Raw genomic sequence first — 15,878 nt, 5'->3', positions numbered from 1 at the left:
GGAGTACGAACGGTGCGGTGAAGCGGATCAGCGGCGTGCCATGTACATATCGAACGCCTTGTGCAGAAGCTTGTTGAGCGGGAAGTCCCACTCACCGAGGTACTCCGCTGCCTGCCCGCCTGTGCCGACCTTGAACTGGATCAGGCCGAAGAGGTGGTCGTTTTCGTCCAGCGAATCGCTGATGCCGCGGAGGTCGTAGACCGAGGCGCCGAGCGCATAGGCGTCCTGCAGCATCCGCCACTGCATCGCGTTCGAGGGGCGGACCTCACGGCCGATGTTGTCCGAGGCGCCGTAGGAGTACCAGACGTGCCCGCCGACGACGAGCATCGTCGCCGCGGAAAGGTTCACGCCGTCGTGGCGCGCGAAGTAGAGCCGCATGCGATTGGGATCCTCGGAATTGAGGGCCGTCCACATGCGCTGGAAGTAGCTGAGCGGCCGCGGCCGGAACTGGTCACGGACCGCGGTGATCTCGTAGAGGCGCTGCCATTCGGCCAGGTCCTCGTATCCGCCCTGGACGACCTCGACGCCGGCCTTCTCGGCCTTCTTGATGTTGCGGCGCCACAGCTGGTTGAAGCCCTTGTGGACCTCCTCCAGCGAGCGGTCGGCCAGCGGCACCTGGAAGACGTAGCGGGGCTGTACGTCGGCGAAACCGGCGCCGCCGTCCTCGCCCTGCTGCCAGCCCATGCGGCGCAGCTTGTCGGCCACCTCGAAGGCGCGCGGCTCGATGTGCGTCGCCTCGACGTCCCGCAGACGCTTCACATCCGGGTTCTGGATGCCGGCCTTGATCGCCTGGGCGTCCCAGCGGCGGATGATCACCGGCGGGCCCATCTTCACGGTGAAGGCACCCTGCTGCTTGAGATGCTTCAGCATCGGCTGCAGCCAGTCCTCCAGGTTCGGCGAGTGCCAGTTGATGACCGGTCCCTCGGGGAGGTACGCCAGGTAGAGCTTGACCTTGGGGACCTGGCGGTAGAGCACCAGACCCGCGCCGACCATCTCGCCGCTCGCGTCGAACCAGCCCAGGCTCTCCGACCGCCATTCGGCCTTGACGTCCGCCCAGGCCGGAACCTGCATGTGGCTTGCCGCCGGCAGGCTCTGGATATACGCCAGATGCTGCTCTCGGCTGATGGTCCTCAGGGTCAGGCTCATGCGGGGCGCTCCTCGGCAGGTGTGTCCCCATGGTCGGGGCTCCGGCTCTCGCGCCGAAGCCTACTGTGACCGTGGAGCGCCCCGTCTGGGCCGTACCTGCGCGGGCCCTATATGCCGCATCGTCGCGGGGCCCGTCGGGCGGGCTCTAGCCGATGACGCCGCCGAAAAGGCCGCCGTGCGCCACGCCCAGATAGAAGCCGACGGCCGAGGCTCCGAGGCCGATGATCAACAGGAAGCGTTCGCCTGTCGTCGAGGAGATGAACTGGCCCCAGAGGCCGGTACCGATGCCGATCAGACCGACCCAGGAACTGATGAGGTGCAGGCTGGGAGAGAGCGTGGTGAAGACGGCGATCGCGCCGAGCACGATGGTCACGAGGGCGAGGGTGTTCTCGACGGGATGGTCCTTGCCGTCGCTGTTGAGAAGCGAGAGCAGATTGCGCTGGGTCCTTGCCTGTGCCATGCGGCACCTCCGATGACAGGGCGGCGCACTGTAACGCCGCTCACACCCGTTGTGTTCCAGATTGAGGGGTGCACCGGCCGGATTTCAACCGGAAGGCCAGAGGCAGGTACTCTGTACGGTCTGCGCCTATGTCTGTCCGGATGACCGGCCGGGCACGGCGCGGAAACGCATATGACCCTCCTGCCACGGAACGACCGTGGCCGCTGAGTCCAAAGGAGGTGGGTTCCACATGCGTCACTACGAGGTGATGGTCATCCTCGACCCCGATCTCGAGGAGCGCGCTGTCTCCCCGCTGATCGAGAACTTCCTCTCCGTCGTCCGCGAGGGCAATGGAAAGGTCGAGAAGGTCGACACCTGGGGCCGTCGTCGTCTCTCGTACGAGATCAAGAAGAAGCCCGAGGGCATCTACTCGGTCATCGACCTGCAGGCCGAGCCTGCGGTCGTCAAGGAGCTCGACCGTCAGATGAACCTGAACGAGTCGGTCCTCCGGACCAAGGTTCTCCGTCCCGAGACCCACTGAGCGCGACAGCGCCAGCGGTAACCGGGTCCGAGTAGCAGCAACACCAGCAGCCAGCAGCACACCCGCCGAGAGGTTCCCCTAATGGCAGGCGAGACCGTCATCACGGTTGTCGGCAATCTTGTCGACGACCCCGAGCTGCGCTTCACCCCGTCCGGTGCGGCGGTCGCGAAGTTCCGCGTCGCGTCCACTCCCCGCACGTTCGACCGCCAGACCAATGAGTGGAAGGACGGCGAGAGCCTGTTCCTGACCTGCTCGGTGTGGCGTCAGGCGGCGGAGAACGTCGCCGAGTCCCTTACGCGGGGTACCCGCGTGGTCGTCCAGGGCCGCCTCAAGCAGCGGTCGTACGAGGACCGCGAGGGCGTGAAGCGCACGGTCTACGAGCTCGACGTCGAGGAAGTGGGCGCGAGCCTGAAGAACGCCACGGCCAAGATCACCAAGACCAGCGGTCGCGGTGGCCAGGGCGGCGGCTTCGGCGGCGGTCAGCAGGGCGGTGGCCAGGGCGGCGGCGGTTGGGGCGGCGGCTCCGGCGGCGGCCAGCAGGGCGGCGGCGGTGCTCCCGCCGACGACCCGTGGGCGACCAATGGCCCGGCCGGCGGCGGTCAGCAGGGTGGCGGCGGCGGTGGCTGGGGCGGTAGCTCCGGCGGTGGCTACTCGGACGAGCCGCCCTTCTAGGTCCATGAGCCGGTCCGACGCCGCGCGGTTTCACGTGAAACAGCGCCGCGGACGGCCGGAGGCCTGAGGGCGTCAGCACAAACTTCTTGAACTCATTGGAGAGAGACAATGGCGAAGCCGCCTGCTCGCAAGCCTAAGAAGAAGGTTTGCGTGTTCTGCAAGGAGAAGATCTCCTACGTCGACTACAAGGACACGAACCTGCTGCGGAAGTTCATCTCCGACCGCGGCAAGATCCGTGCCCGCCGGGTCACCGGCAACTGCACTCAGCACCAGCGTGACGTCGCCACGGCCGTGAAGAACAGCCGTGAGATGGCGCTGCTGCCCTACACGTCCACCGCGCGATAAGGGAAGGGTGACCGAATCATGAAGATCATCCTCACCCACGAGGTCTCCGGCCTCGGCACCGCCGGCGACGTCGTTGACGTCAAGGACGGGTACGCCCGCAACTACCTGGTCCCGCGTGGTTTCGCGATCCGCTGGACCAAGGGTGGCGAGAAGGACGTCGAGCAGATCCGTCGCGGTCGCAAGATCCGCGAGATCGCCACGATCGAGCAGGCCAACGAGGTCAAGGGCCAGCTCGAGGGCGTCAACGTGAAGCTGGCCGTGCGTGCCGGCGACGCGGGTCGTCTGTTCGGCTCCGTCACCCCGGCCGACGTCGCCTCGGCGATCAAGGCTGCCGGTGGTCCGGACGTCGACAAGCGTCGTGTCGAGCTCGGTTCGCCGATCAAGACCCTGGGCGCGCACCAGATCTCCGTGCGTCTGCACGCCGAGGTCGTCGCGAAGCTCGGCGTCGAGGTCGTCGCCGCGTAATCGCAGTACCGCGCCGAAGGGCCGCATCCCGTCACCGGGGTGCGGCCCTTCGCCGTGTCCGGGGCCTGCTCCCCGGATCGGCCTCGTCGTGCGGCCGGCCGCGAGAGCCCGTTCTCAGTCCTCGTCCTGGGCGTGCTTGTAGAGCTTGGCGATGTCGTCGTCGAAGTACGCGGCGTACGACACATCGTCTTCGTCACCGCCGCCTTCGTGGCCGCCCAGGACACCGATGACCGTGCCGGTGTGGCTCTTGGGGTCGTAGTCGGCCAGCCAGGGGCTGCCGCTCGTACCGCCCTCGAAGTCGGTGCACTGGATACGCAATTGGGTGTCGCTGAACTTCGTGGTGCGGTTCTGGCAGGAGATCGGCATGTTGCGGCTGGTGGGGTAGCCGGTGATCTTGACTTCGTTGTCGAAGCCACGGTCTATGCCGAGGGTGTTGCCGCCCAGGACGTCCTGGATCTGCTTGCCGCTCTTCTTGTCGAGCACGAGGAAGGCGACGTCGAGATCCTCGTCCTGGGACTTGGCCCAGCGATTGTCGACGATCACCTTCTTGACCTTCCACAGGCCCGTGGGACCGTCACCGTTGCGGTAGTCGGGGGCGAAGACCAGATCGTCGACCGTGCTGCCGGCGTCGATGTCGTAGGCACAGTGCGCCGCGGTGATGAGCATGTTCCGGCCCGGGCTCTGCACCACGCTCGCGGTGCAGAAGTGGTCGCCGGAGTCGTCCTTCTCGAAGACCGCGCCGACCCGCGAGTTCTGCTCGGTTCTGCGCGGGGTGTACGCATTGCCGTCATCGGCCGGGGCCGTCGCCTTGGGATCCTGGTCCTGCGGGTCCTGGCTCGACTCCCCGGACTTGCCGAATCCGCTGCGGCCGATGCTGCTGCCGCTGCTGATGTCGGTTTGCTCCGTGGCGTAGCCCACCACGGCAGCAGCCATCATGACGACAGACGTCAAGGGCAGCACGGACTTCCTGGCAAGCGAGCGCACAGGGTCATTATTGACATGCGCTGCGTGTGACGGGAGGTGGTTCAGCGGGAGGCTCCGGTCACAATCCACCGACCGGAGCGGGTGCGCAGCCACAGGGTCAACAGTCGCACGGTCATCATCAGGGCCATAGCCCCCCACAGCGCGACCAGTCCGCCGCCGAGGGCCGGTACGGCCAGCGCGGCCGGAGCGAACAGCGCCAGTGTCACCACCATGGCCCAGGCGAGATACGGGCCGTCCCCCGCGCCCATCAGCACCCCGTCGAGGATGAAGACGATGCCGGAGACCGGCTGGGTCACGGCCACGACCAGGAGTGTCGCCAGCAGCGGCCCTTCCACGGCGGGGTCGGAGGTGAACAGGGGGATGAACAGCGGGCGGGCGAGCGCGACCAGCACGCCGAGGACCAGGCCCGCGGCGATGCCCCACTGGACCATCCGGCGACAGGCGGCCTTGGCGCCGTCGCGGTCCCCCGCGCCGAGGTAGCGGCCTATGATGGCCTGCCCGGCGATGGCGATCGCGTCCAGCGCGAAGGCCAGCAGGGACCACAGCGTGAGCACGATCTGGTGGGCGGCGACCTCGGCGTCACCGAGCCGGGCGGCGACGGCGGTGGCGATCATCAGTACGGCGCGCAGCGAGAGCGTACGCACCAGCAGCGGGACCCCGGCCTGGGCCGAGGCGCGGATCCCCGCGGCATCGGGGCGGAGCGAGGCGCCGTGCCGTCGCGCGCCGCGGACGACCACGGCGAGGTAGACCGCGGCCATGCCGCACTGGGCGATGACCGTGCCCCAGGCGGAGCCTGCGATACCGAGGCCGGCGCCGTAGACCAGGCCGATGTTGAGCGCGGCGTTCACGGAGAAGCCGCCGATGGCGACGTGGAGCGGGGTCCTGGTGTCCTGGAGGCCGCGGAGCACGCCGGTGGCGGCCAGCACGACGAGCATCGCGGGGATGCCCAGCGCGCTGATGCGCAGGTAGGTCGTGGCGTACGGGGCGGCGGTGCCGGAGGCGCCGAAGGCTTCGACGAGCCACGGGGCGGTGGGCAGCACGGTCGCGATGACGGCGGCGCCCAGCAGCAGCGCGAGCCAGATGCCGTCCATGCCCTGGCGGATGGCGGCGGGGAGGTCGCCGGCGCCGACCCTGCGGGCGACCGCCGCGGTGGTGGCGTAGGCGAGGAAGACGAAGACGGAGACGGCGGTGGTCAGCAGGGCGGCGGCGATACCGAGGCCGGCGAGCTGGGGAGTGCCGAGGTGGCCGATGACGGCGCTGTCGGCCATGACGAAGAGCGGTTCCGCGACCAGTGAGCCGAAGGCCGGCAGGGCAAGGGCGATGATCTCGCGGTCATGGCGGCGGTCGGTGCGCCGCGGCATCGCGGGAGCCTGTGTCATCCGCGCAATCTAATCTTCCACAGGTAAGAGATGCAAGTCCCTTGCAGTCCTTACTTTCCGCTGTGTGGGGGTGTCATCCGTGTGCCGTTTGTCGCGATCTTGAACACCTGGGGAAAGTTTTTCTCCCCCACAGCCTATGGACGAGAAAGGTGCAGGTCAGAAGGGTGAGGGTGGGGTGATTGTGTGCTTGTCCACAGAAGTTTCCCCCGTGCCGTGCACAGGATCCGGGGACTTCTCCACAGCTGTAGGCCAGTCATCCACATGGCCTGTGGATAACCAGATTGGCGGACGGTGCCCACGGGCCTACCGTGGTCCGGCACCCGCCGCCCGTTCCGGCTTGAGACAACGTCCGAACTCGACGCGCCGTAACCGGAGTCGGGCGTCTCGATTGTCAGAGCTGTGCCGTAAGAAAGAACCGCACAGCAAGGTCCGCGTCGCGGACGGGAGGAGGTGCCGGGGTGAGCATTCCCGAGCCCATGGAAGACCCTTGGGCGGACTCCGGTCCCAGCGACCTGCTGCCGGCCGCCCGCTCCCGGCGTGGCGAGGGCAAGGGCCGCGGCCGCGGCGACCGGCAGGAGCGTGACGACGACGGTGGCGGCTCCTGGGCCGGCGGTTTCGAACGGGTGCCTCCGCAGGATCTGGACGCCGAGCAGTCCGTGCTCGGCGGCATGCTGCTGTCGAAGGACGCCATCGCGGATGTCGTCGAGGTCCTCAAGGGCGAGGACTTCTACCGTCCCGCCCATGAGCTGGTCTTTCAGGCCATCCTCGACCTGTACGCCAAGGGCGAGCCGGCCGACCCGATCACCATCGCCGCGGAGCTGACCAAGCGCGGCGAGATCGCGCGGGTCGGCGGCGCTTCGTATCTGCACACCCTCGTCCAGTCCGTACCGACCGCCGCGAACGCCGAGTACTACGCCGAGATCGTCCATGAGCGTGCGGTGCTGCGCCGGCTGGTCGAGGCCGGCACCCGTATCACGCAGATGGGATACGCCGCGGACGGCGACGTCGACGAGATCGTCAACAGCGCCCAGGCGGAGATCTACGCCGTCACCGAGCAGCGGACCAGCGAGGACTACCTTCCGCTCGGCGACATCATGGAAGGTGCCCTCGACGAGATCGAGGCGATCGGTTCACGCCAGGGCCAGATGACGGGCGTGCCGACGGGCTTCACCGATCTGGATTCCCTCACCAACGGCCTGCACCCCGGCCAGATGATCGTGATCGCGGCCCGTCCCGCCATGGGTAAGTCGACCCTGGCGCTGGACTTCGCGCGGGCTTGCTCGATCAAGAGCAATCTGCCGAGCGTGATCTTCTCGCTGGAAATGGGGCGCAACGAGATCGCGATGCGTCTGCTGTCCGCCGAGGCGCGGGTCGCGCTGCACCACATGCGCTCCGGCAGCATGACCGACGAGGACTGGACGCGGCTGGCGCGCCGGATGCCGGATGTCTCCGCCGCGCCGTTGTACATCGACGATTCGCCGAACCTCTCGATGATGGAGATCCGCGCGAAGTGCCGCCGGCTCAAGCAGCGCAACGAGCTGAAGCTGGTGGTCATCGACTATCTGCAGCTGATGCAGTCCGGTGGCTCCAAGCGTGCCGAGAGCCGCCAGCAGGAGGTCTCGGACATGTCCCGAAACCTCAAGCTGCTGGCGAAGGAGCTGGAGCTCCCGGTCATCGCGCTCTCCCAGCTGAACCGTGGTCCGGAGCAGCGCACGGACAAGAAGCCGATGGTCTCCGACCTGCGTGAATCCGGTTCGATCGAGCAGGACGCCGACATGGTCATCCTGCTGCACCGCGAAGACGCCTACGAGAAGGAATCCCCGCGAGCCGGCGAGGCCGACCTGATCGTGGCCAAGCACCGTAACGGCCCCACCGCCACGATCACGGTGGCGTTCCAGGGCCACTACTCGCGGTTTGTCGACATGGCGCAGACCTGAGCTGTCCTGAACGGCGGCGTGCGTCGCGCCTCATGGCCGTCATTCGCGGCGTAGAAGTGTGCTGAACGGGACCGGCGCGAGCACGACGGCCCGGGCCCGGTCAACGAGGGAGCGCCGGCCGGGGCTTCACCCTCGGGCGGCCGGGTCAGAGCGACCGACAGGACGATCTTGCCGGTGGTGCGGCCGGTCTCGCCGAGAACATGGGCCTTGGCGGCGTCCTCAAGCGGTACCACCGCGTTGACGTTGATCTGCAGCTTTCCGCTGTTCACCAGGCCGGCCACGGCCTGCAGCCCGGACCGGTCGGACTCGACGAGCATGAATCCCGCGCGGATCCGTGCGTCGCGCGTTTGCTCGTCGGCGGCCGCCGGCTGCCGGAGGGCGAGCAGGCGGAGTTGGGCGCGGTGATCGGGTCGGCAGCGCTGCGGTGATACGGCGAGGATGGGCCCGGCCGAGTCGGATCCGCTGTGGAGGAGCGCCATGACCATCGCACAGTCCGGGCAGTCACATGAGCCCGGGACGAACGGGCCGGGGGCGGTTGCCGCGCCTGACGAGTTCGCGGAGCTGTTGCCGCAGACACGGAGGGCGTTGCTGCGCCGGCTCGCGGTGGGGCAGTCGGAGGGCCGGGCGCCCTCGATGGTGGGTGCGGTCGTCCGCGACGGGCGGGCGATGTGGACGGGAGCCCGCGGTGCGGTGGACGGCGAGGCGCCACACGGCGCGGTGCAGTACCGGATCGGTTCACTCACGAAGACCTTTGTCGCCGTGCTGGTGCTGCGGCTGCGGGACGAGGGGCTGCTGCGGCTGGAGGACCCGCTCGGCAGGCATCTGGACGGGACTCCGGTGCCGGACGCGACGATTGCGCAGCTGCTCGCGCACAGTTCGGGGCTGACGGCCGAGGCGCGGGGCCCGTGGTGGGAGCGGACCGACGGTGGGCTGCGGCCCGCGCCGGCCGACCTCTTCGGCGAGCGGCCCCAGCGGCTGCCGGCCGGCCGTCGGCACCATTACTCCAACCCTGGCTATGCGCTGCTCGGGACGCTGGTCGAGAGGCTGCGGGGCGACACCCCCTGGTACGAGGTCCTGCGCCGCGAGGTGCTGGAACCGCTCGGCATGAGCCGTACGACGCTGTGTCCGCAGCCGCCGTTCGCCGGCGGCTGGGCGGTGCATCCGTGGGCCGATGCGCTGCTGCCGGAGCCGGGCGAGGACACCGGACTGATGGGCCCGGCAGGGCAGTTGTGGTCGACGCTTGCGGACCTGTGCCGATGGGCGGCGTTCCTGCTGCGGGGCGACGGCCGGGTGCTGTGCGCGGAGAGTCTGGCCGAGATGCGGATGCCGGCCGTGCCGCCGGAGGGGAGTGCCTGGGATGCGGCGTACGGGCTGGGCGTTCAGCTCGTACGGCGGGACGGGCGGCTGCTGGCCGGGCACCTCGGCTCGATGCCCGGCTACCTGGCGGCGCTGTGGACCGATGTCGACGAGGACGTTGCCGGAGCCGTGCTCACCAACTGCACCTCGGGCCCGGTGGTCTCCGCCATCGCCGCCGACCTCACTGCCATCGTGACCGAGCACGAGCCGAGGATTCCCGAGCCCTGGCGCCCGCTGCCCGGGCCGCTGGACCGGGAGCTGCTGGCGCTGACCGGGCCCTGGTACTGGGGCGCGAACCCGCACGTCCTGCGGCTGCGGGCCGAACGCGGGCTGGAGCTCGCGCCGCTGTCCGGGGTGGGGCGATCCTCGCGATTCCGGCCGGAGGAGGACGGCACGTGGACGGGGCTGGACGGCTACTACGCGGGCGAGACGCTGCGGGTGGTGCGCGACGAGGACGGTTCGGTCAGCCATCTGGATCTCGGCACCTTCGTGTTCACCCGCGGGCCGTACGAGCCGTCAGATCCGGTCCCCGGCGGGGTGGATCCGGAGGGCTGGCGGGTGTGAGGCCCCTACCCGAGGGTGCGGGGGCCGGCCGTACAGTCGAACCAGATGTCAGGAGCCGCGCCGCGTCGGCTCGCCACCGCTGGAAGGCCCTGTGACTGCCGTGTCTGACCCGACCGCGAACCCCTCCGCCCCCGTCCTGCTCGATCTGCCGCCGCTCACCGCGGCCCATTTCGCGCGGATCGAGGACAAGGTCGCTGCTCTCCTGCACACCCGCTGCGATGTCGTGGCGATGCAGGGCGAAGCGCTGCTGCCGCTGGAGGCCTGTATCCGCTCGGCCGTCCGCCCCGGCAGCACCGCGCTCAACATCATCACAGGGCCGTACGGCGAGACCTTCGGCGGCTGGCTGCGCTCCTGCGGTGCCGATGTCGTCACCCTCACTGCGCCGTTCACGGGCGCGGCCGACCCGCAGCAGGTGGCCGATGCCCTGCGGCAGCACCCCGAGATCGACTTTGTGAGTCTGGTGCACGCCGAGGCGGCGACCGGCAACACCAACCCCGTCGCCGAGATCGGCGCGGTGGTGCGGGAGCACGGCGCGTTGCTGATGCTGGACGCGGTCGCCTCGGTGGGCGCCGAGCCGCTGCTCACTGACGAGTGGGGCGTGGACCTCTGTGTGATCGGCGGGCAGAAGGCGTTGGCCGGGCCCGCCGGGGTCTCCGCGGTATCCGTCAGTGCCCGGGCGTGGGAGCGGATCGCCGCCAATGAGCAGGCTCCGCGGCGCTCGTACCTCTCGCTGCTGGACTGGAAGGAGCGCTGGATCGACGGCGGACGCACCGCACTGCCACACGCTCCGGCGCAGCTGGAGATGCTCGCGCTGGAGCAGGCCGCGGACCGTGTCGAAGCCGAGGGCCTGGCCGCGGTCATCACGCGGCACCGGGCGGCGTCCGCGGCGACCAGGGCCGGTATCCAGGCCCTGGGAGGGCTCGCTCCATACGTCGTACACGACGAGGACGCGGCGCCGGCCGCCACGACGCTCCGTGCGCCCGAGGGAGTGGACGCCCGGGAAGTGGTGGCCGCAGCGGTCGCGGCGGATGCTGCGGTGCCGGTGCAGGCCGCGGCGGGCGCACTGGCCAAGGAGAGGATCCGGGTGAACCACTATGGCCGTGCCGCCGAGCGGGCCGTGGTCACGGCCTCGCTGATGGCGCTGGCAGGTGGGCTACGCGCGCTGGACGTGCCGGTGGATGCCGAGGCTGCGGCCCTGGCAGCGGGCGCGGCGTGGGACACGGTGGTCGCCGGCTGAGGCTGGTCGGCGCCCGGTGGCGGGCGAGTTGTCGACGTGGGGTCGTGTTTCACGTGAAACACGACCCCACATCCATGTCTGGGTGCGGTGTCGTTTCACGTGAAACGGCGGTAGGACCCGGTGAGTCCGGCGGTGGATGTCGCGGCTCCGGGAGGTCCTGATCCATGAGCCTGTTGCCACCCAAGTTCCTTGCGTGGCACGTGAGTTGGTGCTGTGGGCGGGAGGGGGAGGTGAGGTCCGTACGCCCGTAGAGCCGGTCGCATCGGCGAAAGCGCGGCCGCGTCCCGTCCGGAGTAGTCCAGTAGCGCGCCCCGGGCACCGGAGGCAGGCTGGACGCTGAAGCCGCCGTGTGCGCTGTCGAGTCGGACCTTGCGCGGCGGGTCGGTTATGTCGGCGCTCGGGCGTCTGTGTCGCGCGCTGTGCGGACGGCGGCCCGGACTCCGGAGTCGTGGGAGCGGGCGCACGCGTGCACGGCCCGGCGGTCCGCTGGCTGTCGGCGCCCGGCCGCACCGCAACGCCGATTCATCAACGCGGCGGCCAGGTCATTAATGATCTTGTTTGAATCCTCCTCTAGAATCGGAACGAGCGACCCGTTTGTATGGGTGGATCTTTCGACCCGGAGGTCGACGATTCTCAGGAGGCCGAGCGATGTCGGACGGCGGAGTCCCGCCCTCGCGTGCGGATGCGCGGCGCAACCGGGCCCTGGTGCTCCAGGCGGCCCGATTCGCCTTCGAGGAACAGGGGTTGGGGGTTCCGCTCGGAGAGATCGCACGTCGTGCGGGGGTCGGCGCGGGCACCGTCTACCGGCACTTTTCTTCCAAGGAAGCCCTGTTCAGGGCGACCATCGTGGACCGGATCGAACTCTTCACCGACACCGCAAGGGACTTGGCTGATGTCACCGATCCCGGACCGGTCTTCTTTCGCTTTCTGGCGTCGGTCGTACGGCTCGCCTCACGGAACAAGGCGTTGTGCGACGCACTGGAGGCGGCCGGCGCGGGCCGCTTCGAGCCGTCGCCCGGGGTCGGGAAGGACTTCGATGATGCGCTGGAGGTCTTGCTCGGCAGGGCCCAAGAGGCAGGCGCCGTACGGCAGGACGTCGGGATAGCGGACGTGCGGGCGCTGCTGGTGGGCTGTCTTTCGATGGAGCGGGCCCGGGCGGGTGCCGGCACGGAGGACGAGGTGGAGGGCCGGATGACGGCGCTGATGTGCGAGGCACTGCGGCCGGAGCGAGCCGTAACGAAACTGGCGTCAGATCCTGCAAAACGTAACGGATCGCGGTGTGAGATGTGCGGAGCAGCGCTTGCTACGGCACGCGCGGGCCGCCCGGCGCGCTACTGCGGTGGTGCCTGCCGGCAGAAGGCTCACCGGGGGCGTGCCCGACAGCGGTGATCAGGCGCGGCCGGAAGCCGGCCGGCCGCCGTGCCGCCTCAGAGCATGCGCTTGAAGCCCAGGTGGGAGGCCTCGAACCCGAGGCGCTCGTAGAAGCGGTGCGCATCGATCCGGGTCGCGTCCGAGGTGAGCTGGACCATCTGGCAGCCGAGCGTGCGGGATTCCGCGACCGCCCACTCGATCAGCTCGGTACCGAGGCCGCTGCCGCGCTCGTCGCGGTGGATCCGCACGCCCTCGATGATCGAGCGGGTGGCGCCGCGCCGGGACAGGCCGGGAATGACCGTGAGCTGGAGCGTGCCGATCGTCCGCCCCTCGCGGACCGCCACGACAAGGTGCTGCTGCGGGTCGGCGGCCAGCGCTTCGAACGCGGCACGGTACGGAGCCAGGTCGTCCGGCGCCTCGCGGGCGGCGCCCAGCGGGTCGTCGGCGAGCATCGCGACGATGGCGGGGAGGTCGGCTTCGGTCGCGCGGCGTATCTCGATATCGCTCATGGGCGCGACCCTATGCCGGGGAGCCTCAGGAGACTCAGGGGCGGCAGGTGGTCGGCGACACCGTCCGACCTGCCGCCGGGCCCCGCCCGTGGGCCTCACTCAGACGGAGCGAGCGATTCGACGGCGGTGACGAGCGGTGCCAGCTCGGGGCGCTGTGCGGCGTCCTGGAGGGCCTCGCGCAGAGCCCCGTCATGGGTGGGCCGGGCCTCCACCAGGAGTGCGAGGCCATCGGACGTGACATTGGTATAGATGCCGCGCCGGTCGTCGGGACACAGGAAGCGCGAGAGCAGGCCACGCTCCTCGAGCCGGGTCACCAGGCGGGTGGTGGCGCTCTGGCTCAGGACGACGGATTCCGCGACCTGGTGCATCCGCAGATGGCCGCCCGGCCCGTCGTGCTGCTCACTGAGCACGTTGAGTACCGAGAACTCTCGGACGCTGAGGTCGTGCTGAGCCTGCAGCGCGCGCTCGATGTGCGCCTCTATACGGCCGTGCAGCGCGGAGAGCGCGCACCAGCTCTGTGCCAGTGCGGGAGCGGCAGCCGGCGGGCAGTCGGGCGCGGGGGCTGCCATGTCCTGCGTCTCCTGCTTCTCGCGCGTCTGCTGCGGCATCACAGACCTCCTCATGGGACGTACGCGCCAGTATAGGGCACCCGCAATATCCCGCGCTTGCAATTTATCCGCGTCTGCAATTATTGTGGACGCTCGTAAAGCATGGGCGCAATCATTCGAAGGGATCCGTCATGCCTCTCGCACTCCTGGCTCTGGCCATCGGTGCCTTTGGGATCGGAACGACCGAGTTCGCGGTCATGGGCCTGCTGCCCGACATGGCGGCCGGCTTCGGCATCTCCATCCCGCTCGCCGGATACGCGACCACGCTCTACGCCCTCGGCGTGGTCGTCGGGGCGCCCCTGATGACGGCTCTCGGCACGCGCTTCACCCGCAAGCAGATGCTGATGCTGCTGATGGGCCTGTTCATCGCGGGCAATCTGCTCACCGCCGTCGCGCCCACCTTCGGGGTCCTGCTCGCCGGGCGGATCGTCGCCGCCTTCACGCACGGCGCGTTCTTCGGCATCGGTGCGCTCGTGGCGGCCGACCTCGTCGCGCCCCAGAAGCGTGCCACCGCCATCTCGCTGATGTTCAGCGGCCTGACCATCGCCAACGTCGTGGGTGTACCGGTCGGCACGCTGCTCAGCCAGCACTTCGACTGGCGCACCACGTTCTACGCCATCACCACGCTCGGCGTGATCGGGCTGCTGGGCATCGTCAAGCTGATCCCGGCGCAGCGGGCGAAGGCAGCCACGTCTATAGGCAGCGAGCTCGCCGTGTTCCGCAACCCTCAGGTCGGCCTGGCGATGCTGATGACGATCCTGGGCTTCGGCGGTGTCTTCGCGGCCGTCACCTACCTCGCCTCGATGATGACCGAGGTCACCGGCTTTGCACCGTCCTCCGTGATCTGGCTTACGGCCGTCTTCGGCCTCGGCATGGTCGGCGGAAACCTGGTTTCCGGTCGCTTCACGGACCGCGCCATGATGCCGATGCTGTTTGTGTCCATGACCGGTTTGGCGCTCTCACTGGCCGCGTTCACCTTCACCGCGCACAGCAAGATCGCCGCAATCCTCACCATCGCGCTGATCGGCATCTTCGGCTTCGCCACCGTGCCCCCGCTGCAGAAGCGGGTGATGGACCAGGCGGCCTCGGCCCCCACCCTCGCCTCGGCCGGCAATATCGCGGCCTTCAACTTCGGCAATGCTTTGGCCGCCTGGCTCGGCGGGCTCGTCATCTCAGCGGGTCTCGGCTACACCGCGCCCAACTGGGTCGGTGCGCTGATGACCGCTGCGGCGCTCGGGGTGGCGATACTCGCCACTGCCCTGGAGCGGCGGGATAAGGGCCGCGGCCAGGTGGCGGCCGCCGGCGGACCCGCCGCGTTGGCCGACGAGCCCGTGCCCGCGTCACGCAGCTGACCTTGGTGCCGCACCCCCGGTCAACAGCCTGACCGGCAGCGGCTTACCGGCACTGACCTCGTCGACCTCGTACGGCCCGAAGGGCTCTTCCACACACTGCCGACGGCGCTGGACCGGCCGCTGCTCTTCCTCGCCGGCGGTGTGCCGCTCCACCGTGACGGTCGCCTGATCGGCGCGCTCGGCTTGGGCGGCGGCTCCCCCGAGCAGGACCACCGGATCGCAGTCGAGGCGATAGCAGAGAGCGGTCTCGCCTGAGGGCGGTCACCGTCCTCTGCTGGTGGACGCCCGCTGCCGGCGGATGCCCACGCCCGCGGGATCGCTCGTCCGCGCCCGGCCGGCGCGGTCCCCGGCCGACCGTGCCGCGCGCAGTCGGCTGCCGCGCTTGGTCGGCCCCCAGGGCTTGAGGACGGAGATCGTGGTGAGGAAGAAGTAGGTGGCCGTGGCGACCGCCGGCGCGATGACGAGGTGGATGCCGGGTGCCGGGGCGCCCGCCGCGGCTGCGGCGGCGAGGTGGTTGATGCCGGGCCGGAGTGCGAAGACCGACAACAGCAGCGTGAGGAGTGTCAGCCAGAACTTGATGACGACCCAGCGGTGTCTGGCCAGCCCCCACGGCGTGCCCAGCGACAGCACCAGCCCGCTGACCAGCGACATCAACGCGATGGGGAGGACCAGCCAGTCGCCGAAGACCTTCATCGCCCGGTAGGCGGCCGTCGCCATATCGGGCGAGCCGGTCGTGTAGCCGGTGAGACCGAGCGCGAGCAGCCCCAGGGTGAGGCCGAGCCAGCTGACGGATACGGCGACATGGAGGACGAGAACGGCCCGGCGGGCCGGACGGCTGAGCTTCTGCATACCGTCCACGGTGGTGTTCCGCGCCCCGCGGTACATCTGCCGGCGGGAGTATCCGCGCCTACGCGGGCTTGAGTACGTACGTCCGGCGTTATGGTGCCGGCGGCCACCCATTCCCGCGGACCGT

General features: G+C 69.4%; 17 protein-coding genes and 1 pseudogene. 10 read left to right on the top strand and 8 right to left on the bottom strand.

Annotation, left to right across the window (positions count from 1 at the left end; all coding sequences use genetic code 11):
• Positions 1 to 27: 27 nt before the first annotated feature.
• Both EST54_RS06260 and EST54_RS06255 read right to left on the bottom strand, forming a co-directional pair.
• Positions 28 to 1,146, bottom strand: a complete 1,119-nt coding sequence (locus EST54_RS06260) for a lipid II:glycine glycyltransferase FemX (protein WP_093484181.1) — start codon at positions 1,144 to 1,146, stop codon at positions 28 to 30.
• Between the two features lie 145 nt (positions 1,147 to 1,291).
• On the bottom strand, positions 1,292 to 1,606 hold the full coding sequence (locus EST54_RS06255) for a hypothetical protein (protein ID WP_129245847.1): 315 nt from the start codon (positions 1,604 to 1,606) through the stop codon (positions 1,292 to 1,294).
• Between the two features lie 229 nt (positions 1,607 to 1,835).
• On the opposite strand from EST54_RS06255, the gene rpsF reads away from it, so the two are divergent.
• From rpsF to rplI, 4 genes are all read left to right on the top strand, one after another.
• Positions 1,836 to 2,126 (top strand): 30S ribosomal protein S6, encoded by a 291-nt coding sequence (rpsF, locus tag EST54_RS06250; RefSeq protein ID WP_006604399.1) that lies wholly within the window; start codon positions 1,836 to 1,838, stop codon positions 2,124 to 2,126.
• Positions 2,127 to 2,207: 81 nt separating this feature from the next.
• Positions 2,208 to 2,798, top strand: coding sequence for a single-stranded DNA-binding protein (locus EST54_RS06245; RefSeq protein ID WP_129245845.1), 591 nt, complete (start codon positions 2,208 to 2,210; stop codon positions 2,796 to 2,798).
• Positions 2,799 to 2,906: 108 nt separating this feature from the next.
• Entirely contained in the window at positions 2,907 to 3,143 is a 237-nt protein-coding gene (gene rpsR, locus EST54_RS06240) for a 30S ribosomal protein S18 (RefSeq protein ID WP_003978893.1), read from the top strand.
• 18 nt (positions 3,144 to 3,161) lie between these two features.
• Positions 3,162 to 3,608 (top strand): 50S ribosomal protein L9, encoded by a 447-nt coding sequence (gene rplI / locus EST54_RS06235; protein ID WP_093484183.1) that lies wholly within the window; start codon positions 3,162 to 3,164, stop codon positions 3,606 to 3,608.
• A gap of 114 nt (positions 3,609 to 3,722) precedes the next feature.
• Here the strand turns inward: rplI and EST54_RS06230 are convergent, their stop codons facing one another.
• Both EST54_RS06230 and EST54_RS06225 read right to left on the bottom strand, forming a co-directional pair.
• Entirely contained in the window at positions 3,723 to 4,568 is an 846-nt protein-coding gene (locus EST54_RS06230; RefSeq protein WP_244942452.1) for a trypsin-like serine peptidase, read from the bottom strand.
• 65 nt (positions 4,569 to 4,633) lie between these two features.
• The gene (locus EST54_RS06225; RefSeq protein ID WP_129245841.1) at positions 4,634 to 5,971 is read right to left on the bottom strand and encodes an MATE family efflux transporter; all 1,338 of its coding nucleotides are present in this window, start codon (positions 5,969 to 5,971) and stop codon (positions 4,634 to 4,636) included.
• 476 nt (positions 5,972 to 6,447) lie between these two features.
• Between EST54_RS06225 and dnaB the strand changes: the two genes are divergently transcribed.
• Complete coding sequence (dnaB, locus tag EST54_RS06220) at positions 6,448 to 7,908, top strand: replicative DNA helicase (protein WP_174243909.1); 1,461 nt, start codon at positions 6,448 to 6,450, stop codon at positions 7,906 to 7,908.
• On the opposite strand, the gene EST54_RS36010 is transcribed toward dnaB, so the two are convergent.
• Complete coding sequence (locus tag EST54_RS36010) at positions 7,875 to 8,387, bottom strand: zinc-binding dehydrogenase (protein WP_338059681.1); 513 nt, start codon at positions 8,385 to 8,387, stop codon at positions 7,875 to 7,877. The genes dnaB and EST54_RS36010 overlap by 34 nt on opposite strands.
• On the opposite strand from EST54_RS36010, the gene EST54_RS06210 reads away from it, so the two are divergent.
• The 3 genes from EST54_RS06210 (at position 8,386) to EST54_RS06200 (ending at position 12,454) form a co-directional block, all read left to right on the top strand.
• Positions 8,386 to 9,828: a serine hydrolase domain-containing protein gene (locus EST54_RS06210; RefSeq protein WP_239013186.1), complete on the top strand. Its 1,443-nt coding sequence runs from the start codon at positions 8,386 to 8,388 to the stop codon at positions 9,826 to 9,828. The two genes, EST54_RS36010 and EST54_RS06210, sit on opposite strands and share 2 nt — an antisense overlap.
• A gap of 100 nt (positions 9,829 to 9,928) precedes the next feature.
• Positions 9,929 to 11,065: a pyridoxal-phosphate-dependent aminotransferase family protein gene (locus tag EST54_RS06205; RefSeq protein ID WP_372448239.1), complete on the top strand. Its 1,137-nt coding sequence runs from the start codon at positions 9,929 to 9,931 to the stop codon at positions 11,063 to 11,065.
• A 705-nt stretch (positions 11,066 to 11,770) separates the two neighbouring features.
• Positions 11,771 to 12,454 (top strand): TetR/AcrR family transcriptional regulator, encoded by a 684-nt coding sequence (locus EST54_RS06200; RefSeq protein WP_244942449.1) that lies wholly within the window; start codon positions 11,771 to 11,773, stop codon positions 12,452 to 12,454.
• A gap of 38 nt (positions 12,455 to 12,492) precedes the next feature.
• Here the strand turns inward: EST54_RS06200 and EST54_RS06195 are convergent, their stop codons facing one another.
• The gene (locus tag EST54_RS06195) at positions 12,493 to 12,945 is read right to left on the bottom strand and encodes a GNAT family N-acetyltransferase (protein ID WP_129245831.1); all 453 of its coding nucleotides are present in this window, start codon (positions 12,943 to 12,945) and stop codon (positions 12,493 to 12,495) included.
• 95 nt (positions 12,946 to 13,040) lie between these two features.
• Entirely contained in the window at positions 13,041 to 13,553 is a 513-nt protein-coding gene (locus EST54_RS06190; protein WP_239013185.1) for a MarR family winged helix-turn-helix transcriptional regulator, read from the bottom strand.
• Positions 13,554 to 13,684: 131 nt separating this feature from the next.
• Here EST54_RS06190 and EST54_RS06185 point away from each other — a divergent pair, with 131 nt between their 5' ends.
• A complete protein-coding gene (locus EST54_RS06185) occupies positions 13,685 to 14,905 on the top strand; it encodes an MFS transporter (protein ID WP_129245829.1) in 1,221 nt (406 codons plus the stop codon).
• A 54-nt stretch (positions 14,906 to 14,959) separates the two neighbouring features.
• Positions 14,960 to 15,160 (top strand): annotated as a pseudogene (locus EST54_RS06180) (heme-binding protein); the annotation flags it as partial.
• Between the two features lie 6 nt (positions 15,161 to 15,166).
• On the opposite strand, the gene EST54_RS06175 reads toward EST54_RS06180, so the two are convergent.
• Entirely contained in the window at positions 15,167 to 15,754 is a 588-nt protein-coding gene (locus EST54_RS06175; RefSeq protein WP_129245827.1) for a DUF2269 domain-containing protein, read from the bottom strand.
• Positions 15,755 to 15,878 lie beyond the last annotated feature (124 nt).

The sequence above is a fragment of the Streptomyces sioyaensis genome (assembly GCF_004122735.1).
Classification (GTDB): Bacteria; Actinomycetota; Actinomycetes; order Streptomycetales; family Streptomycetaceae; genus Streptomyces; species Streptomyces sioyaensis.
The sequence above is the reverse complement of the archived record's forward strand: the minus strand, read 5'-3'. Positions and strand labels throughout refer to the sequence as shown.